The sequence below is a fragment of the Asticcacaulis sp. P2_C5 genome, from assembly GCF_056404555.1.
Window position 1 is genome coordinate 255,466 of record NZ_JBFUDU010000004.1, and the last position, 25,766, is coordinate 281,231.

A 25,766-nucleotide genomic window follows, 5' to 3' on the forward strand; every position below is an offset into this window, starting at 1 on the left:
CCGCATGGGGCAAATATTATTGCGTCGGTGAAGGCGTCTTGGCGGGCGGTACAGGCGCAATCTCGGCCGCCGGTGCGGACGAGACCGATGACGCGGAGGCTGAACCCACCGAGGCTGATGATGCGGCAACCGGCGCCTGGACCACCGGCGCCGGCGGACGAACGGCCGGCAGGTAGGGAATGGGCTCGGTCTGGCGCGGCGCGGCGGTTGGCGCTTCCGGCTTCGGCGTGGTGGTATAGACCGCCGCTACCGTGCCGGCCTGGGCCTGTTTGGAATCCAGCACGGCCGACATCTGCGCCGCCTTGGCGTTGAGTGCGCCGACGCTGGTCTTCACAGCGTCCATCGCCCCGGCATATTCGCCATTGTAGAAGACGTCGATATTCTTGATGTCGGAGACCTCGATCTGCCAGCTCTGCCCCTCGACCGCCGGCAGGCGATAAGCCTCACCCGCTCCCAGTTGCTGGCCGAAGACGACCACGGTCCCCGCCGCATCGCGCACGATCAGGTTGACGGAACGCTTGGCCTGAATCGTAACCGTCGAATCCGACGGTTGGGCGCCATAGACCGCGCCTTGCGGATTAAAGGCCTTGCGCATCTGCAGGACATCGATAACCGGGACGGCCGCGGCGGAACTGGCATTGCTGTCGGCCTGAACCGACGCGAAACCCTCTTCCAGGCCGGGTGTGACATAGAGCGCCGGTACATCCTGATCCTGGGGCGCGGGCGCAGCCTGGGTCAGTTGCATCATGCCGTCGCGCAGATTGGGCACGCCGAATTTCCACGGCGCGGCGTCCATCTTGCTGTCGGCGGCGCGCTGGCCGCCCGACAATGGCTTGTGCTGTACGACATTCCAGATACCGACCGCCGCCACCAACCCGACGCCGGCCAGGATATAGGCGCGATAGTTCGGCTTGACGTCTTCCAGCGAAGCGCCCGAAGGCGCATGCAGGCGGACCGTCGGTTCGCTGGCATCGCGCTTGTACATGTCGGCCAGGCTTTCCTCGTCCAGCCCCAGCGCCTTGGCATAGGCCTTGACATAACCGATCGCGAAGGCACGCGGCGGCAGGATATCGTAGGCGGCCTGTTCGAAGGCTTCGAGATAGGCGCGACGGACGCGCGTCAGCTCGGACACTTCATCCAGCGACAGCCCCATGCGCTCGCGCGTCTTTTTCAGAATTTCCGCCAAGTCGAAACGGTCGGGCAGATGGCCCGATCCGGCCGTTTCGGGACGTGACAGAAGGTGGTTGCTCTCACCACGGTACAGCCCTTCGTAGGGCTCATCCTCGATGATTTGCGGCGGCTCGCGGGTACTCATGGGATTCGTTTTACTCCACCGCGGACAGAACCATATGGGCCGCGATTAATCAACCGCCGCCCGCTGCCTGAAGCCATTGCCACGCGATTTTTACCGGCGGTTGCTCTTGTGAGGAAGTCGGTTTAAAGGGGTTGTTTTTGGTGTTGCCGCTCAATCGCCGCTTGGCTCCTCGCAACGGCTCGGGCGCGCATTTGCGCTTGCCATTCGCAGTGGGCGAATGGAGTTTTTTACAGGGATTTTTGCCTATGCCCGCAGCTTTCGATGACCTCTGGATCGGTCAGGTCGCCTCCATCGGCGCCGGCGTTATTTCGGAAGACGAACTGCTGAGTTTCTGCAAGTCCTATGCGCCCACCTGGAACCCGGCTGACGGCGTGCCGGACGCGCTGATCTTCACCCTGTGGTCGCGGCTGGAAACCGAAGCGGCGCTGCAATGGCCGCAGACCAAGCGCCTGGCAGTCGACGCCCTGCGCTGGTCGCGCAACCCGCCGCCGGGCGAACTGCTGCGCGGCCGCCTGACGGTGATGGGCAAGGACGCCGTCGGCGATACCAAGGGCGTCGTCATCGCCCAGCACGACATGCTTGATGAAGCCGGCCGGCTGGTCTTTTCATGCCTGACACGCTCGGTATTCCAGCGCCTGCCGAAAGCGCCGAGTGCCTGAAGCCAGTAAAAGGTTTGGAACCGCGAATGAACGCGAATGAACGCGAATATTGATATCTATCCGATATTCCGACCGGTTTCACCAATATGCACGAGCGCCTTTGGCGCTCCAAATTCGCGTTCATTCGCGGTTCCAAAATACTAAAAAAGGCTCCGGATCGCTCCGGAGCCCTTTCAATTTCGATAGCCTAAAGTCTTAGTTGACCGGAGCGTTACCAACCGACTGATTGCGCTCGATGGTCAGGGCGATCAGCTTGTCCCAGGCCAGCAGCGAGTTCAGGTGGGCATAGATGTGCGTCAGGGCACCATTGTCGCGCAGCTCGACCAGCTTTTCGCCCGACAGTTCATTCAGCACCTTGTCGTCAACCGCGAAATATTCAGCGATCTTTTGCGGCTCACCCGGCGTGCCGTCGTTGTTCTGCGGACGGTACAGGGTTTCGCGCGGGGCCAGCAGGTTCAGCTCGCGCAGCAGGCTGACGAACGACTCCGTACGGCGGCGCTCGTTTTCGAAGTCCGAGCAGAACTGCATGGCGTTTTCGACATACTGCGTCGCCTTGCCATTTTCGAAGAACGGCACGTCCGGATTGGCCGTCTTGACCATCGGCGCCTGGGTGTCAACGCACAGGATCATACGTTCCTGTTGCTCGTCATTGGCGAAGACGAAAGGATAACGGCGGGCGAAGGCCGGCAGGTAGGAATCCGGCTTGAAGGTACCTTCCGGCGAGACGAACACGTTCTGGCCCGACGACAGGCCCATGGCCGCCACCGGCATATAGTTTTCACCGATAAACACGATCGGATAGCTCAGCGAAGCAGCTGGGAATTCCGCCACGGTCAGAGGCACCACATTGGTTTCCGCGACAAAGGCATGCGGCGCGGGAATGGCGCTGATCCCCATCGAGCCATGGGCTTCCGGGTTCAGCGGCTCGGGCGACTTGTAGAAGAGCACGTTGCCGCTCAGGGCAGCGTCGTTGTTTTGTTGTTCGGCCATGTTTACCTGGTCTCGGCTGGAGTAGAAAAAAATGAGCCTCGCTTCTAGCCTAAGCGATTGCCGGGAGCAAGCGGCGTAACAGAATAAGCGAATGCCTCACGGATTTATGTATCCGCACCGGGAAAGGTGTGCCGTTTTGATGCGGATGACCAAACCCTGGTGACATCGTCGACTGCCAAACTCTTAGAAATTCCAAGTCAGTCCGACGCGCAGGGAACGGCCCGGATCGACCACGGAATCCTTGGTCGCCGAGGTCGCCTCGCGCATCTCCGCGTCGGTGGCGTTGCGCAGTTCGGCATAGACGGTGGCGCCCGACATCTGCGGCAACTTGTACGAGGTGAACAGGTTGACCGTTACGTAACCGTCGGTCGGCGTTTCGAAGGCAGCCAGGTCCTTGTCGCGCGCCGCGACGCCCCGCACCTCGGCATAGGACTTCCAGCCGCCGCCGGCGCTTTCCAGCTTGAGCGTCAGGGCCTGGGGCGGAATGCGCACAACCGGCCCGATCGCCGTCTCGCCGTGAACATAGTCGTAGGACGCGTCCAGCTTGAAGGTCTGGCCGCGCCAGTCGAACAGACGCGTATTGGCTTCCAGCTCCAGCCCGTGCAGATCGGCATCGGTCTGGACGTACTGGAAGACCTGCAAACCGTCTTCGCTGTCTCCCGTCGGCCGCAGGTCGATAAAGCGGTCGAAATGGCTGGCATAGATGTGGGCGTCGACGGCGAAGCGGTTGTCGGAATCGATCAGCCAGTGGCCGGTCAGCTCCAGCGATGAGCCGACTTCGGTCTTGAAGGCTGCATCACCGAGAATAAACTGCTCGGTCCCTTCGTGCGGGCCGTTGGCCAGCAGCTCGACCTCCGACGGCGCCCGCTCCGACCGCGTCAGGCTAAGGCCGATGAAGCCGTGATCGTTGGGCCGGTAAAACCCGCCGACGGCGCCGGATGCGGTGTTGAAATCGCGCGCGAAGCCCACGGACGACAAAGAGGTCTTGTCGAAGCGCACCCCGCCCTCGATGCCCCAGGGCCCCGCGTCATAACGGTACTGGGTGAAGATTCCGGCCTGCGATGTCGCGGTCGACGGCACGAAGGCTTCGTCGCCGACGGCGCGGAAATCGCGGTCGAAACCGGAAATACCGATCGTACCGCTGACCTTCCCGACATTGTCGCGCACCAGGGCCAGACGCGCTTCGCTGCCGGTCGAAAAGAATTGCGTGCCGATGTGGCCATCCTCGATCTCGGCGTGGTGATAGTCGGAATAACCGGCCGCGGCGTCGAGCCGGGTAAAGCCGGCGAAGGCAATATCGTGCTGCGCGCGTGCATCCCAGCGCTGCTGGTGCAGTTCGATTTCGACGTCGTCATTGACCGCCACCCCATAGGTATAGTCGGTCGTCTTGTAGCTGAGGCCGCCATAGCCATGCTCGCCGACATAGCTGAAGCCGGCGCCGACGTTGCGCATGTCCGTTGCCGAATTGGTCTGATGGTCGCGCGTATCGGCTGGGCTCAGGGTGGGCGGGACCGGCGTGCTGTAGTCTTGCGACGTGTGCCGGAAGGCGTCGAAGGTGAAGACCCACGGCCCTTTGCCGGTCTTGAGATTGATCGCCGCCTGAACGCCGGAATCCGCGCTCGATGCCTGCGCCGCGAAGGTGCCTTCCAGTCCGTCGGCCGGAGCCTGGTTGGGAATGCGGTCGTCGATGACATTGACCACGCCGCCGATGGCATTGCCGCCATAGGCCAGGGCCGACGGTCCGCGCAGGACCTCGACGCGCTTGGCCTCGGTCGGGCTGGACGGTACGGCATGATCGGGAGACAGGGCTGAGACATCGACCACGCCCATGCCGTTGTTGAGCACCAGGACGCGGAAGCCGTCGAGGCCGCGGATCATCGGCCGGCTGGCGCCCGGCGCGAAGCTCGATGAGCGAATGCCAGGCATATAGGCCAGGGTGTCGCCGATGCCCGATGCCGCCTTCTGGTCGAGCTCGGCGCGGCTCAGCACGTCGATGTGCGACATCAGCGAGTCCTTGGTGACATGATAGCCAGCCCCCGTAATCACGACCTCGACCGGCTTGTCATCATTGGTCGCCGGCGGCGGCGCCTTGTCACCGGCCTGGTCCTGGGCGTGGACCGCCGGCGCCATGGCGAACAGCGACAAACCGGCGAGAAGCGTTTTACGAAAGGCGTGTGACATGAGGTCCCCGATATATCAAAATGTTGCCCAGGCAGTGCTGCCCAAAAAATGCTGCATTGCACTTGTGTTATGTAATAACATTATACATGTCAACCCGCGTTGTTATAATATTACAGAAAAGTCATGTGATCGCTGCCGGGATTGCGCAAAGGCGCGATACACCCTACCTTTAGGCCTATGAGTCACGCCTGCGCCCATACCCATGACCACGATCACGACCTGACCCCGGACACCAAGGCGTCACGCCTGGCTGCGGCCGAAACCCTGTGCACGGAAGCCGGCGAGCGCATGACCTCGTCACGCCTGCGCACCTACGAACTGATCCTGGAAGCGGCCGGCCCGATCAAGGCCTATGACGTCATCGACCGCTTTCATCCCGAAGGCGCCGCCAAGCCGCCGACTGTCTATCGTGCCCTGGGTTTCCTCGAGCAGATGGGCCTGATTCATCGCATCGAAAGCCTGAATGCCTTCGTCGCCTGCCATACCCATGCCGCGGATGCACACGGCAGCCACGCCGCCGGTTTCCTGCTGTGCGAATGCTGCGGTCAAAGCGTTGAAATTGCCATCCCCAATGTCGCCGACATCGAAGCGCGGGCGGCCAGCGCGCGTTTCAAGATCAGTCACATCACTCTGGAAGCGCGTGGTCTGTGCGGCGCCTGTCAAACCAGCGCAGACTGACGATTTTCGGAAAAAACGGTTCCAGCCGGCCTTTTTTGTCGGAAACGTTTGCATAAGCGCTTGCCAAGTTTGCTGCGCTGCACTTATAGCGAATTTGCGATCACAAAATTGCCGTCTGTTGCGTGCCTTTCCGCCCCCGCCTACTCCAGCCCGAACAGCTCACATGTCCGCCGCTACCCTTCAGACGATCGACAAGACGTCGCTTCAAACCATATTGGACCTTCATGCCGACTATAAGAGCGGCAGGGCGGGCGGGCGGCTGGCCAACCTGGCCTATATAGACCTGACCGAGATCAAGCTGGAAGGCGTCGACCTGAGCGATGCCAACCTGACCGGCGCCCGACTCTATGGCGCGTCGCTGCGCGACGGCGTCTTTGTACGGGCCAATCTGTTCGGCGCCGACCTGCGCAATTCCGACCTGCGCTTTGCCCGCCTCGACCGCGCCGACATGCGCGGCGCCTGCCTGCGCGGCGCCAATCTGACGGCGGCCAGCCTGGTCAGTACCGATCTGCGCGAAGGCCAGATCGCCTTCAAGGATGAAAAACACGGCCTGCGGCTGATGAAGCATGAACGAAGGCCGGGTGAACTCGACTACGCCATACTGAGCGGCGCCGATCTCAGCGGCGCGCGCATGACCGGTACACAGGCCGTAGCCACCGATTTTCGCGACGCCAACCTGTCCGGCGCCATCATGTCCAATGCCCGGCTGCGCAATGCCAATATGGATGGCGCCATTCTGACAGGCGCCAACCTGTCGAACGCCGATATCACCGGCACGAGCCTGCGCGGCGCCATCATGGTCGAAACGGTCCTGTCCGGCTGCGATCTCAAGGCGGCGGACACGACCGGGGCCCTGGTCGAGCCGGTCAGCGTCTTTATCGACGACGAACCGCTGGACGACTATCTGGCGCTTCACGAGGCCTGGTGCCGCACCGGCGGCGCTTCGGGATCGCGGCAGAACCTGCCCGGTATCGATTTCCGCCTGGTCCGCGACCTGCGCCGCCGCGAGCTCAGCACGCTGGATGCCGAGGGCGCCATCTTCTACGGCCTCGACATGGAAGGTATCCAGCTCCAGGGCGCCAACCTGGCCAGCGCCGACCTGCGGCGCTGCAATCTGCGCGGCGCCGACCTGCGCGGCGCCCGGCTGATCGGGGCGCGCCTGATTCATGCCAATCTCGAAGGCGCCAATCTCGGCCCGCTCGATCTCGGCGGAGGCCGGTTGATGCGCTGCGACCTGTCCCGCGCCAGCCTGGCCTATGCCGATCTTACCCGCGCCGACCTGACCCGGGCGCGTCTGCTGGAAACCGAAATGGACAATGTCCGCGACCACGGTACCAACTACACCCTGGTCGAGCGATAGGCTGCAACCGCTGGGCATGTTATGCGGTTATCATGCACCTTCCCGTCGTCTTCCATCTTTTCGGCCTGTCCCTACCCGCCCACGCCGTTTTCGAGGCCCTGGCCTGGTTCACCGGCTTCCGGCTTTATCTGTGGCTGCGTCGGCAGACGGCAGATTCCTTCAGCGACCGTGCACGCTTGAGCGTATTGATCGGCGCGGCCGCCGGCGCCGGCCTGGGTTCGAAACTGCTTGGTTTGGCCGAACACCCCGAATTGTGGCCGCTGATCGCCGCCAACCCCGCCAACCTGCTCGCCGCCAAAACCATTCTGGGCGGGCTACTGGGCGGCATTATCGGCGTGGAAATTGCCAAGGCCGCCACGGGCATCCGGCGTTCGACCGGCGACCTGTACGTCTTCCCCCTGCTGACGGCCATCATGATCGGCCGGATTGGCTGCCTGCTCACCGGCGTCAGTGACGGCACCTGGGGTGACGCCACCCAATTTGTCCTCGGTTATGACGCCGGAGACGGCGTGATCCGCCATCCGACACCGCTTTACGAAATCGTCTTTCTCGCCGTCCTGACCGGAGGCCTTTGGCTGGTCCGGCGCCGTATCTCCTTACGTTCCGGCGACCTGTTCAAACTGTTTATCCTCGCCTACTGCGCCTGGCGTTTCGTCATCGAGTTCCTCAAGCCTGTCACCACCTATGCCCTCGGAAACAACTTGAACATCGTTCAAAACATAGCTACACAGGGAGCCTTGACGGCCCGGCCAGGCCTTTCCGTGCTGCAGATCGCAGCTCTTGCCGGTTTTGCTGTCTATGCTGCCTGGCTATCCAGGCGCGATCGTGGAGGGTCTGATGGCGGCGCGTGACTACATCTTTTTCGAGCTGACCAATTCGATCTGTTCGACCTGCTTTCGCAAGCTGGAAGCCAAGATCATCTTTCAGGCCGAACGCGTTTATATGGTCAAGACCTGCCCCGACCACGGTCGCGAAAAGGTGCTGATCTCAACCGATATCGCCTATTACAAAAAGACGCGGGATTTCAACAAACCCGGCGACATGCCGCGCAAGTTCGGCATGAAGGTCGAACGCGGCTGTCCTTATGATTGCGGCCTGTGCAGCGACCACGAACAGCATTCCTGCGTATCGATTATCGAACTGACCGATCGTTGCAACCTCACCTGTCCGACCTGCTATGCCGCATCCAGCCCCAGCCACGGCCGTCACCGCACCCTGGCCGAGATCGAGCGCATGCTTGACATCGTGGTGCTCAGCGAAGGCGAACCCGACGTCGTCCAGTTGTCCGGCGGCGAACCGACTATCCACCCGGACTTCTTTGCCGTCATGGACATGGCCAAGGCGCGGCCGATCCGCCACCTGATGGTCAATACCAACGGCATCCGCATGGCCAAGGACCGCGCCTTTGTCGAACGCCTGGCCGGCTACATGCCGGGGATCGAGGTCTATCTGCAATTCGACTCGTTTTCGCCCGACGTCCTTATCAGCCTGCGCGGCGAGGACATGACGGCCGTGCGCCAGCAGGCCATCGACTATCTCAATGAATTCAACATCTCGACCACCCTGGTCGTCACCCTGCAAAAAGGTTTGAACGACCACGAGATCGGCGACATCCTGCGCTACGCCCGCCAGCAGCCCTGCGTGCGCGGCGTCACCTTCCAGCCGACCCAAGCCGCTGGTCGCACCGAACATTTTCGACCGGAGACCGACCGCATCACCTTGTCCGAGGTGCGGCAGTCCATCCTCGACCAGGCCGATATCTTCGCCCCCGACGATCTGGTGCCCGTGCCCTGCCATCCCGATGCGATCATGATGGGCTATGCCCTGAAGCTGGGTGACGAACTGGTCCCACTGACGCGCTATTTCAGTCCGGAGGAATTGCTGGCGACATCGCGCAACACCGTCAATTTCGAAACCATGCCCGAGGTCCACGCCAAGCTGATCAAGCTGTTTTCGACCGGCAATTCGCCCCAGGCCTGCACCGACACCATTGCCGACATCATGTGCTGCCTGCCGCAGATCGACACAATGGGCCTGACCTATGCCAACCTGTTCCGCGTCATCGTGATGAAGTTCTATGACGCCCACGATTTTGACGTGCGCGGCGTCAAGAAATCCTGTGTGCATATCGTCCATAAGGATGGCCGGATCATTCCCTTCGACACCATGAACCTGTTCTACCGCGATCCGGCGGTCGAAGCGAAACTTCTGGAGGCGGCGCGATGACAAGGAAACAGATTTTCATGACGACGGTGGCAGGTCATCTGGCAGCCTTGCTACTGCTCTACCTGCCTTTCGCACTTAAGACGGGCAGCGATATGTACGCATTTTTGACCGCGGGCCTGTTCAACATTGTCCTGATCGTGGCCAGCTTTATCGGCGCGCTCATGGTCAGTATCGTCGAACCGTGGCGGCCACACGCCGGCGCATGGTGGCTCGGCTTCGGCCTTCTCTTGCTGGCCTCGTTCCCGGTTTGCTATGCCTCCATGAGCATTAGCCAGGCGGTAAACTGACTATATCCATCGGCGGAACTTGAACCAGACCAGCAGGATGGCAATGATGCCGACCATGACCGCGCAGGTGCCCCAGAAGGCCTCGGGGCTGTGCAGGAACGGCATATAGTCGAAATTCATGCCGTAGATCGAGGCGATCAGGGTCAGGGGCAGGAAGATGACCGAGGTGATCGAGATCATCTTGACGATGGTGTTCTGTTCGACATTGATCAGGCCAAGTGCCGCGTCCAGCAGGAAGGCAATATTGCCCGAAACATAGCTGGCGTGGTCGCTCAGCGACGCCACGTCCTGCGCCATGGTCTTCAGACGTTCGCGGAAATCACGCAGGTCGGCCGGCCTGACTCCCGCCTCTTCCACCTCCAGGCCGCTGGCAAAGGCAATCAGACGCGCCAGCGAGACCAGGGAATTGCGGATCTTCGCATTATCCGCCTGGGTTCCGCCCAGATCGATGATCACCTGCTCCAGGCCGGTCTTGCGGCGCGTCTTGAAGATCGATTTCTGCATGTCCTCGATGCCTGCCGCCGTTTTTTCGATCAGGTCGGCGGTGCGGTCGATGATGATGTCGAGCAGATTGAGAAAGGTGGTCGGCCCGTCGCTGCACATCACCGGATGCTTTTCGACCTGGCCGGCGAATATCTTGAACGAGGCCGGTTCGACATAGCGGATGGTCACCAGGCGGCGGTCGACCAGGACGAAGGTCACCGGTTCCGACTGCAGGTGTTTTTGACCGCCAAAAAAGGCGATCTGGGCGGTCATGAAGGCGGCGCGGTTTTCGAGATAAAGCCGGCTCGACGTCTCGATCTCGGCCATGTCCTCGCGCGTCGGCAAAAGGACACCGAGATCCCCCTCCATACGCAGTTCTTCCTCGCGCGTCGGGTTGAGAAGGTCGATCCAGACAATATTGGCCGTCAGGGGCTCACCTGCCGGCGGCAGGGGCGTCGTCGCGTGCGGCGGACAGGTATGCAAGGTCAGCAAAGGGACATCCCCAAAAGGTTCCACCTACCTTGCCATTAAAAAAAGCGGCGGCTCAAGCCTGAGCCGCCGCTTTTAAGATGATTTTGTTCGCCGTGCCTTAAGGGCGACCTTGAGTCTTGGTGGTCGTCCCGGCTTCGGGCTTAGGCGTGGCCGTATGGGCTGCGGCGTCGTTGTCGATCTGCGCCACGATAGCGGCAGCTTCAGCACCGTTGACGTGGGCGGCGACGGTATTGGACCTGACCGACAGGAAGCCCTTGTCGTTGCCCGGCGTCAAGGCGGCCTTGAGGGAGGCCGGCATCTCTGCCTGGGGCGCCGGCGTGGCGGCGGCAATCTGCTGATACTGGACCGGTGCGTCCGGCAGTTCCTCGGACTTGGCGATGACCTCCTGGGCCGCTGCCTTGCCTTCAGCCGTATCCTGGTAGATGAAGCCGTAGGTCACATAGGTCGTGGTGCCGAAATCGTTCAGCGGACCGTACCATACCTTGACCTTCGACCAGTCGCCACGATCGGAAACGTCCATGACATTGACATGGTCTTCGACCTGGCCGCGGTGGCCATTGATCGGCGACCAGTTGGCGTGAGTGACCTGAACATAACGTTCGGTGATGATCTGGGAGACGACGGCGACGTGGCCACGCGTCATCTTGCCTTGCGGCTTGAAGACCAGGATCGCGCCGGGCTTGGGCGTATGGCCCTCGTCATAGCGGCCCGTCGCCTTACCCCACCAGGTCCAGGCGTCGCCAAAGATTTGCATGCCCGTCAGGGAGCGCGCAAAGGTGACGCATTGCCAATAGGGAGACGACGTATTCGTGGAGATACGCGAAACTTTTGCGGAGGTCTTGATGGCATGCGCACGCTGCGCCTTTGCCTTGATTGAGACCTTTTTCGTAACGGCTGACTTTGCCGGTGTATGAGCGACGGTCTTCGCTTCCAGCGAGGATGCGGCACACAAGGTAAAAGCGGCAAGTACTAACGCCGACACGGTTTTCTTCACGCAAATCACTCCGTGAAAGTTGAGCCCCGTGTCTTGGATACAACAGAAAAATAAAATTTCAACAAATTTTTCGTGTCGATCACGTAAATATTAACCGTATTATTCCCCCAGCGAGAGGGATTTTACGCTACTGCGGTAGCGGATTTTTTCGCCCAGGTCACGCAAAATCTTGCGGAACGGACGCTCGACGAGATGGTGCGCCAGCATCGAAAGCGGCACCAGGGCCAGTAGTCCGGCGAACCACCAGACAAACGGCAGGGCGGCGTGATCCGTGCCCAGCAAGGCATTTGCGGCCTTTAGATAAACCCACTTCCACGGCACATAGACCATATAGGTGGCGAAGCTGATCTCTCCCAGATAGACGAGGACCTTGCTCGACATAATTCCGCTGCCGTCACGGCCGAGGCCCGAGATCGACAGGACCAGAAGTCCCAAGGCCAGGACGATCACAATGTCGGGACCGCCGAGTGATGAGGCCAGAATTACGGCCAGACTGGCGACGATGGCGCCACCCAGGGCGAGTTTTGGGTTGTCGACGGCGCCATTACGCCAGGCGAGATACAGCGCGCTGCCCAACAGGAAGCTGGGGACGATTCGCAGGGCGCCCCATTGGAAGGTGGCGTGGGTCAGCGAAAACCCGGCCACAGCCTCGAAAGCCAGGTTGATAAGAACGACAGCGGCAGCGGCCAGGGTCACGGCCAGGGCCGGGCGATTGCGCAGGCGCCATGCCATCCAGGCAACGCCCGGGAAGCTGAGATAGGCGAACCATTCGGCCGAGATCGACCAGGACGGATGGTTGAACGATGCTGTCGGCGCCAGGCCCCAGGCCTGGGTCAGGGTCAGGTGTGCCGGCAGGGCGGCCCAGTTTTGCGCATTGGGGTCGAGTTGCACGCCCTTCATCGCCGCCATCCCGATCAGGGCCAGGGAAAACAGCAGTGTTGCGATATGCAGCGGATAGATCCGCGCCAGGCGATGATTGACGAAGGTCAGGTAGTTGAAACGCCCGGATCCGAAGCTTTCGAGATAGACGTAGGACAGGATAAAGCCTGACAGGATAAAGAAGAGATCGACCCCGAGATAGCCGTGGTCGGTCAACCCCAGGGGTACCGCGCCGCTCAGTTCCTTGATGTAGGTATACAACACCACCCACAGGGCGGCGAAGAACCGTAACGAGGTCAGGGGTTTCAAATGGTCCTGAGGCATGGCGCTAATCCTGGTCGCTAACCGTTAAAAACTATCCCGAAGCGGGAATTGTTGGCGGTCAAATGCAGGTTTTGTGCCGTTATCCGGCGAACTGCGGACGTTCTTATTCCAAGTGGTGATGACGATCCTCATCACCACTTGGCAAGGGCGACCGCCCGTCGCCGCCTTTGCGGCGAGCCATGCGGCGCTTGAGCTGAAAAAGAGTAGGGAAATGGCATAAAAAAATCCCTCCGCGGTCGCCCGCTGAGGGATTTTTGCCGGATTAATGTAGCTTGTTACTTACGGACCCAGGCGCCGGAGGCGTCCTGGTAGTATTCGCCCGGCGAGAGGCGCGGCATGATAACATTGACGAAGGCCGACTGGCCGGCTGCTTCGATCGAGACGCCGTTCTTGGCGGCGGCCTGGCCGTAAACGTCGCGGCGGCCGGCATTGATTTCGGCAACCGCACCGAGGGTCGCCGAGTCGGCGCTGCTGACGACGCCCAGGAAGCCGTCCTTTTGCTCACCGACCGTGCCGGCCGCCTTGGCGGCATCGACGATGACCTTGGCGCTGGCGATATCGGCCGAAGCCGGGGTGACCAGAACAGCGGCGACGCTCAGGCCCGTCATGGTAATGGCGGCGGCGGTCAGCACAGCTTTGAACAGATTGGTCGTTTTCATTTCGATTCTCATTTTGATAAACGGTCAGAAAAGATCTGGGGTTAGAACAGGTTCGGGTTCTGCTGCACGAGCGCCTTCACGTCCTCGTCGAGCTGAACCTTCACATTGACATCGAGCTTGGCGTAGATGGGGGCCAGGTTGACATTGACATTAACCGACGGCGTACATGCCATCAGCGTCAAGGCGCTCACCCCCGCCGCGGCCATGGCGACTGCTTTCTTCATAAATGGCTCCTCATCCGCGCCCCATTCGGCGTGTGTTCAAACTAATAGACGATATAGGCTGAACCGTGGCTGAACGGAATCGATATTTTGCGAGTGGTTAAGTACCGACGGCTCGAGAGTTGTCGGCAGCGGGTGCATAAGCGCTTATCTTTACAAGCACGGAGATAATTCATTCCGGCGCGGCGAAAACCGTTAGCTGCCGAGAAACGGAGCGGAGCGTACTCAAGTACGTGAGCACCGTATCGCAGGTAGATGACGGTTTGCAGCCCGCCGCAATGAATTATCAGGGGTTATTGGGGCTTTTGGGCAGTTCGAACGTTAAAAGCCGTCAGGTCGTTCAATATCTCATCCAGATTGACCGGCACTTCGAGATAGAGCTCGACCGGCGTCTTGGACGGCAGCTTGATCGGCTTTTGCATCCATTTGCCGCTGATATAGTCGAACAGGCTGATCCTGGCTTCCTGCTTCTGCGGTGGGTCGAAATAACCCTTGATGTGGAAGTTGATGTTCAGCTTGCCGCCCGGGATAGAGTTCAGACGCGCGTCGATCTTGTCGAACCGCACATATTCCATCGCCTGGAAGGCCAGGTCCTGGAACGGATTGAAATTAGGATCCACCGCGGCCGGCGCCTTGGTGTCGGGCGAACTCAGCGTGCCCGTCGCTGCAACACCCGAGACCGCCGTGCGCTTGATCGAGATGCGGCCTGGCGCGTCCGACGCCATCAGGCCGTCGGCGAAGCTCAAATGCCCGCCATCGATCTTGAACGGCAGGCGGCCCGACAGATTGCCTTCAAAGCTCATGCTGGTCGACAGATCGGTCGCGGCTATGATCTTGCCGAAATCGAGGCCGTCGAACTTGACCGCCCCCGAAATGGCCGACTTGCCGTCGAGCGGCAGGACCGTGGGCTCGAGAATGACCGGACCGCCAGGGGTCTGGACCAGGGCGCTTTCGATGGCGATAGTGTCGCCCAGGAACTGCAGGCTCAGCCTCAGGTCCGACAGGGGCACACCGACCTGCATGGAATCGATGCTGATCATCTGGCCGGGATCGCTGGCCAGGGGCGCCAGGGAGGTGAAGAGGATATGGCCGTTAAGGCCGTGGGTCGCGCCCGTCGCGCCGACATAGTTGAGACCGTCCAGGGTCAGGACGCCGCTGCTGCCGCTGCCCTGTTTGTCCCAGGTGAAGGCGCCGGTAAAGCCGGCCTTGCCCGAGACGTCCTTGGAGAAGATGGCGGCGACCAGCGGGCTGAGATAGACGGGCTGCAGGCCCGCCGCGTCGAAGGTCAGGTCGAGCGTGTGGAAACCGAGCGCCCCCTTCCCTGTGACATTGTCGTTGTCGAGATCAATGGCGACGATGCCCAGCGGCTGGCCCTTGGCGTCGTGCGCCGAGGCCGTGGCGGCGACGAAGCGGCCGGTCAGGGCGTGAGCATCGTTGTTGATGCTGCCCGACAGCGACAACGGATTGAAGCGCATCTGGTCGCCGGTCAGGGCGTCGGTCACGGCCGCTGTCGTCAAGTCGGCTTTCAGCCCGACCGCATCGGTCAGGGTAAAGGCTTCGAGCGTACCCTTGCCGGCGCCGAGCGCCACGCTTTCGTTGGGCGCCTTGAGGCTGAGATCGGTAAAGGCGCCCGTGACGCGGAAAGCGCCCTTGGAGTCGAGTGTCAGGAAGGGCTTTCCGGCCTGGACCAAGTTGAGCGACAGGTCGGTGACGTGGTCGCCGAGTTCCGCCGTGGCGGCGGTAAATTTCGCCGGCTCGGCCAGGCTGATATTATAGCCGCCGTCGACAGTCGCGGCAAAGTGGCCGCGCCCTTCGAAATGCCCGCCGGCGACGGGATAGAAGTTGAAATCGGCGGCGGCCTTGTAATCACCGCCCAGCAGGCCTTCGCGGCTGAAACCGAGATTGTCGACCGCGATGACAGCGGCCGGCAGGTCCGCGCCCGATAAGGTCAGGCCGAAGCGACCTGCCTGACGGCTGGACAGGAAAGGCCGGGCGCTGCTGGTGGTCACGACGGCCTTGCCGCCGCCGGTCAGGCCCAGTTGGGCGCCGTTCTTCAGGCGCAGGTCGAACTGCGCCGGTGCGCCGGCCTCGGAGGTGCCGCTGAGACTGAGATGGACGCCTTTGGCACGCAACGAGAAACGCTGCAGGGCGCGATCCAGCACCACGACACTGTCGGCCGGTGGCGGAATGGGCGCGCCCGGCACCGGCGGCTTCTTCGCCGCCTCGGCCATGGCCGTGACCTGGCCGTCAGCGACGGCCTTCAGGCCGGTATAGCTGCCACGATCACTCGACACGTCGCTGTCGACCTCGGCGCCCCAGGTGCCGGCCGACGTGTCGCTGTGCGCCAGGCCCTTCAGCGAGAGATGCAGGTTTTCGAGCGCAATGTCATTCTGCGCCAGTCGGCCGACCGTCACGCCACCGACGAACCCAGAGTCGAAACCGGCGGCGTCGAGCTTCACCGAGACGTGGTTGAGCGCAATGTTGCTGTCTTTGGCGAACAGGTCATCCTGACGCAGGACGCCGACGCGGCCGGTGACCGGACCGTCGATCTGCACCGTCGTCGGTTCGCCGAGCGTAATGCCGGCCTTGACCGCCAACGTGTCACCGGACACCATCAGGTCGCGGCTGTCGATATTTCCGCTCATCAGGGTTTCGGCACGCGCCAGCAGGCGCCCGACGCCATCAAAGGCCGTGCCGCGGCCTGAGGATTTCAGCGCGCCCTTCAGGTGCAGGTTGCCTTCCAAACCACCGATATCGGCGGACGGAGTCTGGGCGCCCTTGATGCGAACCGCCACATTGCTGTCCATCGGGCCGGAAAAGGCGATGGCCGGATCGGCGGCGTGGCGGTAGGGCAGACGCGAATCGAGCTCGACCGAGATCCCCTGAAGATGTGTCGCCTGGCCGGGCATGACCGCGGCGTCGATCGCGTCGGCGGCTCCGTTCATCTCCCAGCTGTCGGCGTCGAACCGCGCCTGGAGATGCAACTGGTCGCCATCGCCGGGCGCGGCAATGCTGCGCGCCGTCACCAGGCCGTAGGTCAGGTCCCCTTCGCCCAACGGACCGGACAGATGGGTGGCGGGCATGAGGACGCGGGCGAAGGTCAGGACGCCGTTTTGCAGGCTGAGATTACCCTGGCCGCGCAACAGGCCATAGTCGGTCGTCACGCGTACCGTGGCGTCTTCGATGACGATGCTGTCCGGCGGGACGGAATTGGACGGCGGCGCCGTCAGGGCGCTTTGCACCAGCTTGTCCAGCGAGCCGAAGTTGAGCCGGCCATCCTTGACGCTGAACTGGACCAGCGGATGCATCAGATGAATGCGCCGGACGCGGGCCAGGGGCTGGCCGCCGCCGACAAAGGGCTGCAGGCTGTAGTCGATATCGAAGCGGCCGATGCTGAATTCCGGCGTGGTCGCATTGCCGATAAACAGGGCGCCTGAGGCATGGTTGAGGTTCAGCGCATCAAGTTTCAGACGCGCGGCCTGGACGCCCTGCCCCTTCAGCCAGCCCTGGATGACTTCGGCAGCGATTTCCTTGCGTGCGGCGTAACCGACGATGCCGAGGGCTGCGACACCCCACAGGCTGAGCCACAGCCAGCTCGAGGCCCGGATGCCCTTCTTTGGCGGGCGCGGCCCCTTGGGTCCTTTCCCTCCTCCCGGCCCGCGCGGGCGGGGAAGCCCGATGCCGTCGTCGTCCAGCGGCGCCCCGTCAGCGGAGGTCGGACGCGAAAAACTGTCACCAGTGCTCATATGCACCGGAAACCAGAGGGCCTCATCATCGGTCAGGGAGGGGCTATCGGTCATGACAGGCGGTTACGGGCTTCTGCGCGTTTCGAGGTATGGTAAACGACCATATCACCGAAACTTGTTAAAAATTGTGGACACATTCGCTTTCTTTTTTCGTCTGAATGCCCCGCGAAACGTTCACAACCGCTTGACAGTGATTTTTATGGCTCAGTTTTGATTTGCATTCAATTTTTACGTTTTATGAAGCGCTTAGACGAATAAGTGGTCCAAAGTGCCTGTCACTCCCGGTTTATAAACCTTTCGTTAAGCTTTTTTAAGCGTCATCTTAACCCGAAGACGGTAAAAACCTGATCAGTTTGCGGGTCCTGACGAGGTAAAAACTGCCTCATTTTGGCCTTTTTTTGGCGTAAGCAGGGCCTTCCTCTTCCTTCAGACTCAGGTCAAGGTGCTGGCTCATCGTCAGGAAGACGACAACAAACCGGGGCTCAATCCCTTCTTTGGGCCTCATTGTTTTTAGGCAAAGTGCCTCAACCAGGTCCAGGGCGGTTACCGCGTAAATGGCTCAACACGATCCTCGCAGACAGCCCGTAAGGGTCACACCGATGATTTTTGCATCGGCGTTGGCGATTACGATTGGCACCGTCCTGTGGGGCGTACTGCAGCCCGTGACCGGTTTTGTCCAGCCGCTGGATCCGTCCGCCGCCATGGCGCTTGAGTCGCAGGCTTTTGCCGAAGCCGCCGCCCGTCCGGGCTTCAACCAGCCTATAGATGTGCCGATCTCGCTGCGCGCCGGCGAAAACCTGGCCGACGCCGTCATGCGCGCGGGTGTCTCCGCCGCCGATGCCCAGACGGCTGTCAGCCTGCTGTCCAACCGTTTCGACGTCACCACCCTGAAACAGGGTTTGAGCCTGGAAGCCGCCATCGCCAAGCCGCTGATCGGCGACGCGCCGGCGCAACTGCTGGGGCTGACGGTGCGGACCGGCCCCGCCAAGCAATTGACCCTGACCACAGACCGCGACGGCGTCATGCGCCTGCGCACCCTGGAAGAACCGATCCGCGCCGAACGCCGCGTCGCCATTGGCGAGATCAACGGTTCGCTGTTTACCTCGGCTGCCGCCATGGGCGCCACGCCGTCCCTGACCGCCCAGGTGGTCAAGCTGTTCGCCCACAAGCTCGACTTCGAGCGCGATATCCAGTCGGGCGACACCTTTAAGCTGGTTTTCGACCGCAAGGTCACCGAAAGCGGTCGCACGGTCGAGGCAGGTAATCTGCTCTATGCCGAGATCGAGGCCAAGGGTGGTACGGACCGCTTCTATTCCTTCCAGCCCAAGGGCGACAAGGATATCGAATTTTTCGACGAATACGGCAAGAATATCAAGGGCTTCCTTCTGGCCACCCCGGTCTATGGGGCGCGCATGTCGTCGACCTTCGGCATGCGCTTCCACCCGATCCTGGGCTTCATGAAGATGCACTCGGGGATCGATTTCGCCGCGCCGACGGGCACCCCGATCCAGGCCGCCGGCGACGGTGTCGTGGTCGATGCCAAGTGGTGGGGCGGTTATGGACGCTGGGTGCGTATCTCGCACGGCCAGGCGTGGGAAACCGGTTACGGCCACATGTCGTCGATCGCCGTCAAACCCGGCCAGCATGTCACCCAGGGCCAGATCATCGGCTATGTCGGGACGACGGGCCGTTCAACCGGACCGCACCTGCACTTCGAGGTCTGGAAAGACCATCACCCGATCGATCCGAAGAGCGCCCGCGTACCGCAGTCCACCCTGTTGCAGGGCCCCGACCTGATCGCCTTCCGCGCCCGCAAGCGCGAAATCGACAGCATGGTCGCCATGGCTGAAGTCAAGCGTACGGACGGTTCGGGCACGGATAGCCTGGCCATGCAGGCCTCGGCGTATCACTTCCAGGATGAGGACGAAACCAGCCGTCCGGTGGCATTGGCCCAGACCGAAACGACGCCCGTGCGAAGCAATGGCCGCACGCAACTGCGGCCGGCTCTGTCGTCAACACGCGGCACGCGGTAGAGGTTATCCGGGTCTTTGGCCGGTCAGGACGCTGGTTGACTGCGGACGGCTACAACGGCAACTAACTCACTGAAATTACAGCAGTTTTCAACGCGGAAAGCGCGGAAAAGACGGACAAGGCGCGGAAAAAGAACAGAGAGAAACGTTCTTGCCCGCAGGGCCCTAATGCCACGTCTCTTGCAGCGTTCACAGCAAGAAGGCGCTGCGCGCGGTAGACACATCACCTTGGATTTCGGCGCCTTTCCGTCTTTTCCGCGCTTTCCGCGTTGAAAATTGCTGTAATTTCAAAATATTATTGCCGAATGCGTAGCCGATTGACGTAAGAGAATGCCAGACCGGCGTCAGGAGCATCCCATGCTTGACGATTTCGCGAAAACCGAACGGCTTATGGCCGAGTTCGAAACGGCTCTCCCTGTCGAAGCTCGGCTGTCATCCATACTGAAGCAGACCATGATCATGGAATCGTCGGACGTGGTGCTTCCCGATAGCTGTTGCATTGTCGGCCTTTACTACATGGGCGACGAAGGCGGCATCCTGTGCCGGTTCGAGATCGGCGAGGAAGAACCGCGAAAGTCATGTTATGCCTCCATCACGCACCTTGTCTTCGACAGGCGGCATCCGCTATTCCGGCAGATCGAGGCCTATCAACGCCACCGCGTCAAGAAGCTCAAGCAACAGGAAAGCCAGATAAGGTATGACGCCTGATGACAGGTTTTTCCAATCCCGCCGTCGCACGTGTCTTTGAGGCCTATCCCGAAGGCGTCAGAGACCGCATGCTTGAACTGCGGGATCTGTTGTTTGAAGTGGCTGTGGGTTTGCCCGAGGTCGGACCGATCGAGGAAACTCTGAAATGGGGCGAGCCGGCCTATCTGACCTCGGTGACCGGCAGCGGGAGCACGGTCCGCATGGACTGGAAGGCTAAGGCGCCCGAGGTTTGCGGGCTCTATTTTAACTGTAATACCTCGCTGGTCGAGACGTTTCGCAGCCTGTTCGGCGAGGCATTGGTCTTTGAAGGCAATCGCGCAGTGTTGGTGCCGGTGGACGGGACGTTCGAGCGTGATGCAGTGGCCGCGTGTTTCACGGCGGCGCTGACGTACCATAAAAGAAAGTAAGAAAGGGCCCCTCAGGCTCGCCGCCCGGCACCGCCCTTCGCGCCGGCCTCTCCCCGTAAAGTGACGGGAATAGGCGAGTATTAAGCCGCGTGGAAACCATAGCAGCGTGGGCGGATGTGATCTGACAGCATTTGTTGAAGAGATCTATTCCAGCTTATCCGCTTTAAACAATGCTGGGAAAAGTTTGATCCAGGTGCCGGTGACGATCAGCGAGCCGACACCGCCGAACAGGGCAGCACCCACCGGGCCAAGAATGCGCGCCACGACGCCGCTTTCGAATTCACCCAGTTCGTTCGACGCACCGATAAACAGGTACGACACCGACGCGACCCGGCCGCGCATATGGTCCGGCGTCACGATCTGCACCAGGGTGCCGCGGACATAGACGCTGATCATGTCGGCGGCGCCCAGCACAATCATCGCCGCGATCGACAACCAGATCAGCTTCGACAGACCAAAGACGATGGTCATCACGCCGAACAGCGCCACCCCGCCATACATCCAGTAGCCAGCGTTACGGCGGATCGGACGGCTGGCCAGGTAAAAGGACGTCGCAATGGCGCCGATGGCCGGTGAGGCGCGCAGCAAACCGAAGGCCTGAGGACCGGCCGACAGGATATCACCGACAAAGACCGGCATCAGAGCCGTCGCCCCGCCCAACAACACAGCGAACAGATCGAGCGAGATGGCGCCCAGGATCACCTTGTTGCTCCACAGATAGGCCCAGCCTTCGCGGATCATGGTCATCTTGGAGGTCGTGGTCGGTTCGGGCGCAGCCGGCGTGCGTACGGTGAGAACCATGCCCGCGGCGATCAGCGACAGCACGGCACAGGCGCCATAGGCGAAGCGCGGCGATATGCCGACCAGCAGACCGCCCAGGGCCGGGCCAACGATCAGGCCGGCCTGGAAAGCAATCGAATTGACCGCGATGGCCTTGGGCAGGATGTGTTTGGGCACCAGCATGGGGCCGATGGCCGAGCTGGCCGGGGCGATAAAGGCGCGCAGCACGCCCAGGACGGCGCTGAGGGCAAACAGGCCCCAAAACGGTGGATGCGGCAGGAAGCTGTAGGCGAAGAAGGCGCTCGACAGCGCGACCTGGCCGATCTGGCAACTGACGATGATGGTTTTGCGGTCGTAGCGGTCTGCCAGGATGCCGGCCGGGATGGTCGACAGGAACAGGGTGACGAACTGGGCCAGGCCGATCATGCCGATGGCCAGGGCCGCCTCTTTCATGCCGCCGGTGCGGCGGGCAATGGCATAGACCTGCCAGGCAATGGCCGCGCCCTGGGCCGTGCTGCCCAGCACGCTGCACACACGCGACAGCCAGAAGGCGCGGAAATCCGGTATGGTCAGCGGATGACGGTCGTCGTCGGGCAGCGGAACGGTAGGAGTTTCAGTCACGGAACCAGCCTTGCACACACAAAAAAGCAAAATCGGAAAAGCAAACCTGACCCTAATTTGAGTCTTTCCCCGGAGTCCAAACGGACTTAGATGATCGGACATGCCAGATACAGAAAAAACATCGCCAAAAGCGCTCGATCCCGTCGCCCTGACCCAGGCGCTGATCCGCCGCGAGTCCGTCACACCCGTCGATGCCGGCGCCATGGACGTCGTGCACCGGACGCTGGAAGAGCTTGGCTTCGAATGCTGGCGGCTGACCTTTGGTGAGATCGAGAACCTGTATGCACGGCGTGGGACAGCCGCGCCCAACCTGTGTTTTGCCGGCCATACCGATGTCGTGCCGGGCGGAATGCGCAGTTTATGGCGTTACGACCCGTTCGGCGCCGAGATCCATGACGGCCTGGTCATCGGGCGTGGCGCCGTCGACATGAAGGGCGGCATTGCGGCGTGGATCGCGGCGGTATCCGCCCTTGGCGAACCATCGGGTTCGCTGTCGTTCCTGATCACCGGCGATGAAGAAGGCGATGCGGTCGATGGCACGCGACGCGTCGTCGAGTGGCTGCGCGCGCGCGGCGAAGTGATCGATCATTGCATTGTCGGCGAACCCTCGTCTTCGGCCGTCCTGGGCGACATGATCAAGGTCGGCCGGCGCGGGTCGATCAATGCCGCCTTTACAGTGACGGGCAAGCAGGGCCATGTCGCCTACCCCCAACGTGCCCTGAACCCCCTGCCCATCCTGGTCGACCTGATGACGGAGTTGAAGGGGCGCGTGCTGGATGACGGCTATGAGTCGTTTCCACCGTCGAACCTCGAAATCACCACCATCGATACCGGCAATACGGCGACCAATGTCATCCCCCCGTCAGTTACGGCGCGGGCCAATATCCGCTTCAATCCCACCCATACGGGCGCTGCGTTGCAAGCGTGGTTTGAAGACGTGGCGGCGCAGCACGCTGAACGGTCGGGCGCGAAAATCGACGTCAGGCTCAGCATTTCGGGCGAGGCGTTCCTGACTGAGCCCGGGCCTTTCGTCGACCTGATTGCCGAGGTGATCGAGACACGGCTGGGATTGGAGACCGATCGTTCGACGACCGGTGGCACATCGGACGCGCGCTTTATCCGGGCCCTGTGTCCCGTGGTCGAGTTCGGCCTGGTCGGGCAGACCATGCACCAGATCAATGAGTGCGTGCCGGTAAGCGAACTGGAGGCCCTGGCCGGGGTCTATTCTGCCTTAATCGAAGCGTATTTCTTGAAGTTCGAGGCCAAAGGGCGATAGCAAAAGTGGTCACCACTTTTGCGTTAAAGCGCCCGTCTTACTCAGAAATGGAGCTGAATTTCTCGAAATTCGGCTCCGCTTCGTAGGTGACATGGGTCAGGTAGAGGCCGTCCGACGGTGCGACCTGGCCACAGGCCGTGCGGTCTTGCGCCGCCAGGGCCCCGACGACGTCGGCGATGGTCCAGCGGCCGATGCCCGCCTCGACCAGGGTGCCGGTCATCGAACGGACCTGGCGATGCAGGAATGAGCGCGCAGCGAAGACCAGATGAATCTCGTCGCCGACGCGTTTGACGCGGGCTATATCAAGTGTCTTGACCGGCGATTTGGCCTGACACTCGATATGACGAAAGGTGGTGAAGTCGTGGGTGCCGACCAGGGCGCGGGCGGCCGTCGCCATCACCTCGACATCGAGCGGCTTCTTGACGTGCCAGACCCGGCCCTGGTCCAGGGCCGGCGGGGCGCGGCGGTTGAGGATGCGGTAGAGATACATCCGGCCGGTGGCGGAAAAACGCGCGGAAAAATCGTCGTCGGCGATCTCGGCTTCAAGGACCGAGATAGGTTCGCGGGCGAGATAGGCGTTCAAGGCGTCGCGAACCTTGTCTCCAGCATAGGTCTTGTCGAGGTCGAAGGTCACTACCTGACCTGTCGCATGGACGCCGGTGTCGGTGCGGCCAGCGGCGGTCAGGCGCAGGGTTTGGCCGCTGAAGCCCAGAATGGCGCGCTCGATCGACGCCTGGACCGTCGGATGGTCGCCCTGGGCCTGGAATCCCTTGTACGGCCGGCCATCATATTCGATCAGGCAGCGGTAACGAGGCATCAAAAGAACTGATCGCCGGGGGTCAGGCCGATGCCATTGAGGAAATCCTGGGCATCCTGGGCCGACTTGCCCTCGCGTTGCAGGCGCAGCAGTTGCAGCACGCCGTCACCGGTCGCCACCTTCAGCCCGCCCAGCAAAAGCGTGCCCGGCACCTCGCCGGACTGTTCGTCGGTCAGGCGCGACATCAGGACCTTGATGCGGACATCGCCCCTGGCGGTCTGTAAGGTCGTCCAGGCACCGGGAAACGGCGACAGACCGCGAATGTGGAAATCGAGTTCGCGCGCCGGGCGATCCCAGTCGATGCGCGCTTCTTCCGGCGTGATCTTTTTGGCGTAGGTCGGCTCACCGACCTGGGGCTTTTCCTGGACACCACCGCGTTCGATTGCCGCCAGGGCCACAGGCAACAGCGAAGCTCCGAGCACCGCCAGCTTGTCGTGCAGGGTCTGGGACGTGTCGTCGATCGTGATTTCGGTGCGGCCGGACAGGATGATCGGGCCTTCGTCGAGGCCCTCCGACATGCGCATGACCTCGACGCCGGTGTAACTGTCTCCAGCCATGATGGCACGTTGGATCGGCGCGGCGCCACGCCAGCGCGGCAATAACGAGCCATGGAGGTTGAAGCAGCCGAGCGGCGGGTGGTCGAGCACGGCCTTTTTCAGGATCTGGCCATAGGCGACGACGACACAGGCGTCGATATCGAGCGCCTGGAATTCGGCGATAGCGGCGGGATTCTTCATCGATTTTGGCGTACGCACAGGAAGGCCTAGGCTCTCGGCGAAGCTGTGAACGGGCGACGGCGTCAGTATCTGGCCGCGGCCTTTTGGCGCCGGCGGCTGGGAATAGACGCAAACCACCTCATGGCCGGCCGCGACCAGTTCGGCCAGGGCCTTCACGGCAAATTCGGGAGTGCCCATAAAGGCTAAACGCATAGTGGCTCCGCTGTAGGATAATTCGCGATGATGAGCCGAAAAATATTGGCTATCGAGAAACGCAGCGCAGCGTACTTGAGTACGTGAGCAGCGTCTCGCAGATAGACGATGTTTTGCAGGCCATCAACGTGGATTATCAAGCTGCCTTTTTTAGCTTCTTGACCTTGGTCACAGCACGGTCGCGTTTCAGCTTGGACAGGTGATCGATGAACAATATACCTTCGAGGTGGTCCATCTCGTGCTGGATACAGGTGGCGAACAGGCCCTCGGCATCTTCTTCGACCTGATTACCGTTATAGTCCAGATAGCGCAGGCGCACCTTGGCCGGGCGCACGACCTCGTCGTAGATTTCCGGCACGCTGAGGCAGCCTTCTTCGTATGGCACCAGGTCTTCGGATTTCGAGATGATTTCCGGATTGATGAAATAGCGCGGCTTCTTGACGCCTTCCGCATCGGGCTCGGCGCCTTCCGGCTTTTCCTGTAGGTCCATGACGATGACGCGGATCGGCTCACCGATCTGCACCGCTGCCAGGCCGATACCGGGCGCGTCGTACATGGTTTCAAGCATATCGTCCATCAGGGCGCGCAAAGCATCATCGACAACGTCGACGGTCTTGGAGACCTGTTTGAGGACAGGATGGGGTACAGTCAGGATTTCACGAATGGCCATGAGCGGAAAATAGTTGCAACGCATTCAAAAATCA

At 61.5% G+C, this 25,766-nt stretch carries 23 protein-coding genes; 10 read left to right on the forward strand and 13 right to left on the reverse strand.

Annotation, left to right across the window (positions count from 1 at the left end):
• Nucleotides 1-16: 16 nt before the first annotated feature.
• Complete coding sequence (locus AC1DXO_RS09200) at nucleotides 17-1,315, reverse strand: helix-turn-helix domain-containing protein (RefSeq protein ID WP_476977827.1); 1,299 nt, start codon at nucleotides 1,313-1,315, stop codon at nucleotides 17-19.
• Between the two features lie 245 nt (nucleotides 1,316-1,560).
• Here AC1DXO_RS09200 and AC1DXO_RS09205 point away from each other — a divergent pair, with 245 nt between their 5' ends.
• Entirely contained in the window at nucleotides 1,561-1,974 is a 414-nt protein-coding gene (locus AC1DXO_RS09205) for an acyl dehydratase (RefSeq protein ID WP_476977828.1), read from the forward strand.
• 195 nt (nucleotides 1,975-2,169) lie between these two features.
• Here the strand turns inward: AC1DXO_RS09205 and AC1DXO_RS09210 are convergent, their stop codons facing one another.
• On the reverse strand, nucleotides 2,170-2,964 hold the full coding sequence (locus AC1DXO_RS09210; protein ID WP_476977829.1) for a SapC family protein: 795 nt from the start codon (nucleotides 2,962-2,964) through the stop codon (nucleotides 2,170-2,172).
• A 183-nt stretch (nucleotides 2,965-3,147) separates the two neighbouring features.
• Entirely contained in the window at nucleotides 3,148-5,145 is a 1,998-nt protein-coding gene (locus tag AC1DXO_RS09215) for a TonB-dependent receptor (RefSeq protein WP_476977830.1), read from the reverse strand.
• 177 nt (nucleotides 5,146-5,322) lie between these two features.
• On the opposite strand from AC1DXO_RS09215, the gene AC1DXO_RS09220 reads away from it, so the two are divergent.
• From AC1DXO_RS09220 to AC1DXO_RS09240, 5 genes are all read left to right on the forward strand, one after another.
• The gene (locus AC1DXO_RS09220; protein WP_476977831.1) at nucleotides 5,323-5,823 is read left to right on the forward strand and encodes a transcriptional repressor; all 501 of its coding nucleotides are present in this window, start codon (nucleotides 5,323-5,325) and stop codon (nucleotides 5,821-5,823) included.
• Nucleotides 5,824-5,986: 163 nt separating this feature from the next.
• The gene (locus AC1DXO_RS09225; protein ID WP_476977832.1) at nucleotides 5,987-7,183 is read left to right on the forward strand and encodes a pentapeptide repeat-containing protein; all 1,197 of its coding nucleotides are present in this window, start codon (nucleotides 5,987-5,989) and stop codon (nucleotides 7,181-7,183) included.
• 32 nt (nucleotides 7,184-7,215) lie between these two features.
• A complete protein-coding gene (locus tag AC1DXO_RS09230; RefSeq protein ID WP_476977833.1) occupies nucleotides 7,216-8,034 on the forward strand; it encodes a prolipoprotein diacylglyceryl transferase family protein in 819 nt (272 codons plus the stop codon).
• Nucleotides 8,021-9,409: a radical SAM protein gene (locus AC1DXO_RS09235; RefSeq protein ID WP_476977834.1), complete on the forward strand. Its 1,389-nt coding sequence runs from the start codon at nucleotides 8,021-8,023 to the stop codon at nucleotides 9,407-9,409. Before AC1DXO_RS09230 ends, AC1DXO_RS09235 begins: the two co-directional genes overlap by 14 nt.
• Nucleotides 9,410-9,426: 17 nt before the next feature.
• The gene (locus AC1DXO_RS09240; protein WP_476977835.1) at nucleotides 9,427-9,696 is read left to right on the forward strand and encodes a hypothetical protein; all 270 of its coding nucleotides are present in this window, start codon (nucleotides 9,427-9,429) and stop codon (nucleotides 9,694-9,696) included.
• On the opposite strand, the gene AC1DXO_RS09245 is transcribed toward AC1DXO_RS09240, so the two are convergent.
• The 6 genes from AC1DXO_RS09245 to AC1DXO_RS09270 form a co-directional block, all read right to left on the reverse strand.
• The gene (locus AC1DXO_RS09245; RefSeq protein ID WP_476977836.1) at nucleotides 9,697-10,671 is read right to left on the reverse strand and encodes a magnesium transporter CorA family protein; all 975 of its coding nucleotides are present in this window, start codon (nucleotides 10,669-10,671) and stop codon (nucleotides 9,697-9,699) included.
• Nucleotides 10,672-10,768: 97 nt separating this feature from the next.
• Nucleotides 10,769-11,665 (reverse strand): CHAP domain-containing protein, encoded by an 897-nt coding sequence (locus AC1DXO_RS09250; RefSeq protein WP_476977837.1) that lies wholly within the window; start codon nucleotides 11,663-11,665, stop codon nucleotides 10,769-10,771.
• Between the two features lie 99 nt (nucleotides 11,666-11,764).
• Nucleotides 11,765-12,868, reverse strand: coding sequence for an acyltransferase family protein (locus tag AC1DXO_RS09255; RefSeq protein ID WP_476977838.1), 1,104 nt, complete (start codon nucleotides 12,866-12,868; stop codon nucleotides 11,765-11,767).
• A 275-nt stretch (nucleotides 12,869-13,143) separates the two neighbouring features.
• Entirely contained in the window at nucleotides 13,144-13,527 is a 384-nt protein-coding gene (locus AC1DXO_RS09260) for a YdbL family probable chaperone protein (RefSeq protein ID WP_476977839.1), read from the reverse strand.
• A gap of 41 nt (nucleotides 13,528-13,568) precedes the next feature.
• The gene (locus AC1DXO_RS09265) at nucleotides 13,569-13,751 is read right to left on the reverse strand and encodes a YnbE family lipoprotein (RefSeq protein ID WP_476977840.1); all 183 of its coding nucleotides are present in this window, start codon (nucleotides 13,749-13,751) and stop codon (nucleotides 13,569-13,571) included.
• A 290-nt stretch (nucleotides 13,752-14,041) separates the two neighbouring features.
• Nucleotides 14,042-17,548, reverse strand: coding sequence for an intermembrane phospholipid transport protein YdbH family protein (locus AC1DXO_RS09270; protein WP_476977841.1), 3,507 nt, complete (start codon nucleotides 17,546-17,548; stop codon nucleotides 14,042-14,044).
• Nucleotides 17,549-18,093: 545 nt separating this feature from the next.
• Between AC1DXO_RS09270 and AC1DXO_RS09275 the strand changes: the two genes are divergently transcribed.
• The 3 genes from AC1DXO_RS09275 (at nucleotide 18,094) to AC1DXO_RS09285 (ending at nucleotide 20,639) form a co-directional block, all read left to right on the forward strand.
• Nucleotides 18,094-19,527 carry a peptidoglycan DD-metalloendopeptidase family protein gene (locus AC1DXO_RS09275; protein WP_476977842.1) on the forward strand — a complete coding sequence of 478 codons (1,434 nt, stop codon included), beginning with the start codon at nucleotides 18,094-18,096 and terminating at the stop codon, nucleotides 19,525-19,527.
• Between the two features lie 354 nt (nucleotides 19,528-19,881).
• On the forward strand, nucleotides 19,882-20,232 hold the full coding sequence (locus tag AC1DXO_RS09280) for a hypothetical protein (RefSeq protein ID WP_476977843.1): 351 nt from the start codon (nucleotides 19,882-19,884) through the stop codon (nucleotides 20,230-20,232).
• Nucleotides 20,232-20,639: a DUF1801 domain-containing protein gene (locus AC1DXO_RS09285; protein WP_476977844.1), complete on the forward strand. Its 408-nt coding sequence runs from the start codon at nucleotides 20,232-20,234 to the stop codon at nucleotides 20,637-20,639. The genes AC1DXO_RS09280 and AC1DXO_RS09285 overlap by 1 nt, the downstream gene beginning before the upstream one ends.
• 144 nt (nucleotides 20,640-20,783) lie before the next feature.
• Here AC1DXO_RS09285 and AC1DXO_RS09290 read toward each other — a convergent pair whose 3' ends face one another.
• Complete coding sequence (locus AC1DXO_RS09290) at nucleotides 20,784-22,040, reverse strand: MFS transporter (RefSeq protein WP_476977845.1); 1,257 nt, start codon at nucleotides 22,038-22,040, stop codon at nucleotides 20,784-20,786.
• Between the two features lie 100 nt (nucleotides 22,041-22,140).
• Between AC1DXO_RS09290 and dapE the strand changes: the two genes are divergently transcribed.
• On the forward strand, nucleotides 22,141-23,316 hold the full coding sequence (gene dapE, locus AC1DXO_RS09295; protein WP_476977846.1) for a succinyl-diaminopimelate desuccinylase: 1,176 nt from the start codon (nucleotides 22,141-22,143) through the stop codon (nucleotides 23,314-23,316).
• A gap of 37 nt (nucleotides 23,317-23,353) precedes the next feature.
• Here dapE and truA read toward each other — a convergent pair whose 3' ends face one another.
• The 3 genes from truA to def form a co-directional block, all read right to left on the reverse strand.
• A complete protein-coding gene (truA, locus tag AC1DXO_RS09300; RefSeq protein ID WP_476977847.1) occupies nucleotides 23,354-24,133 on the reverse strand; it encodes a tRNA pseudouridine(38-40) synthase TruA in 780 nt (259 codons plus the stop codon).
• The gene (gene fmt, locus AC1DXO_RS09305) at nucleotides 24,133-25,062 is read right to left on the reverse strand and encodes a methionyl-tRNA formyltransferase (RefSeq protein WP_476977848.1); all 930 of its coding nucleotides are present in this window, start codon (nucleotides 25,060-25,062) and stop codon (nucleotides 24,133-24,135) included. The genes truA and fmt overlap by 1 nt, the downstream gene beginning before the upstream one ends.
• 136 nt (nucleotides 25,063-25,198) lie before the next feature.
• Nucleotides 25,199-25,732 (reverse strand): peptide deformylase, encoded by a 534-nt coding sequence (gene def, locus AC1DXO_RS09310; protein ID WP_476977975.1) that lies wholly within the window; start codon nucleotides 25,730-25,732, stop codon nucleotides 25,199-25,201.
• Nucleotides 25,733-25,766: the final 34 nt, after the last annotated feature.

What these genes read in the sequence shown, in the direction of transcription:
- AC1DXO_RS09265 (WP_476977840.1), bottom strand. Translation starts at nt 13,751, where the DNA reads ATGAAGAAAGCAGTCGCCATGGCCGCGGCGGGGGTGAGCGCCTTGACG.
- AC1DXO_RS09260 (WP_476977839.1), bottom strand. Translation starts at nt 13,527, where the DNA reads ATGAAAACGACCAATCTGTTCAAAGCTGTGCTGACCGCCGCCGCCATT.
- AC1DXO_RS09210 (WP_476977829.1), bottom strand. Translation starts at nt 2,964, where the DNA reads ATGGCCGAACAACAAAACAACGACGCTGCCCTGAGCGGCAACGTGCTC.
- AC1DXO_RS09225 (WP_476977832.1), top strand. Translation starts at nt 5,987, where the DNA reads ATGTCCGCCGCTACCCTTCAGACGATCGACAAGACGTCGCTTCAAACC.
- AC1DXO_RS09280 (WP_476977843.1), top strand. Translation starts at nt 19,882, where the DNA reads ATGCTTGACGATTTCGCGAAAACCGAACGGCTTATGGCCGAGTTCGAA.
- AC1DXO_RS09235 (WP_476977834.1), top strand. Translation starts at nt 8,021, where the DNA reads ATGGCGGCGCGTGACTACATCTTTTTCGAGCTGACCAATTCGATCTGT.
- AC1DXO_RS09285 (WP_476977844.1), top strand. Translation starts at nt 20,232, where the DNA reads ATGACAGGTTTTTCCAATCCCGCCGTCGCACGTGTCTTTGAGGCCTAT.
- AC1DXO_RS09275 (WP_476977842.1), top strand. Translation starts at nt 18,094, where the DNA reads ATGATTTTTGCATCGGCGTTGGCGATTACGATTGGCACCGTCCTGTGG.
- def (WP_476977975.1), bottom strand. Translation starts at nt 25,732, where the DNA reads ATGGCCATTCGTGAAATCCTGACTGTACCCCATCCTGTCCTCAAACAG.
- AC1DXO_RS09240 (WP_476977835.1), top strand. Translation starts at nt 9,427, where the DNA reads ATGACGACGGTGGCAGGTCATCTGGCAGCCTTGCTACTGCTCTACCTG.
- AC1DXO_RS09255 (WP_476977838.1), bottom strand. Translation starts at nt 12,868, where the DNA reads ATGCCTCAGGACCATTTGAAACCCCTGACCTCGTTACGGTTCTTCGCC.
- fmt (WP_476977848.1), bottom strand. Translation starts at nt 25,062, where the DNA reads ATGCGTTTAGCCTTTATGGGCACTCCCGAATTTGCCGTGAAGGCCCTG.
- dapE (WP_476977846.1), top strand. Translation starts at nt 22,141, where the DNA reads ATGCCAGATACAGAAAAAACATCGCCAAAAGCGCTCGATCCCGTCGCC.
- AC1DXO_RS09215 (WP_476977830.1), bottom strand. Translation starts at nt 5,145, where the DNA reads ATGTCACACGCCTTTCGTAAAACGCTTCTCGCCGGTTTGTCGCTGTTC.
- AC1DXO_RS09200 (WP_476977827.1), bottom strand. Translation starts at nt 1,315, where the DNA reads ATGAGTACCCGCGAGCCGCCGCAAATCATCGAGGATGAGCCCTACGAA.
- AC1DXO_RS09230 (WP_476977833.1), top strand. Translation starts at nt 7,216, where the DNA reads ATGCACCTTCCCGTCGTCTTCCATCTTTTCGGCCTGTCCCTACCCGCC.
- AC1DXO_RS09205 (WP_476977828.1), top strand. Translation starts at nt 1,561, where the DNA reads ATGCCCGCAGCTTTCGATGACCTCTGGATCGGTCAGGTCGCCTCCATC.
- truA (WP_476977847.1), bottom strand. Translation starts at nt 24,133, where the DNA reads ATGCCTCGTTACCGCTGCCTGATCGAATATGATGGCCGGCCGTACAAG.
- AC1DXO_RS09220 (WP_476977831.1), top strand. Translation starts at nt 5,323, where the DNA reads ATGAGTCACGCCTGCGCCCATACCCATGACCACGATCACGACCTGACC.
- AC1DXO_RS09270 (WP_476977841.1), bottom strand. Translation starts at nt 17,548, where the DNA reads ATGACCGATAGCCCCTCCCTGACCGATGATGAGGCCCTCTGGTTTCCG.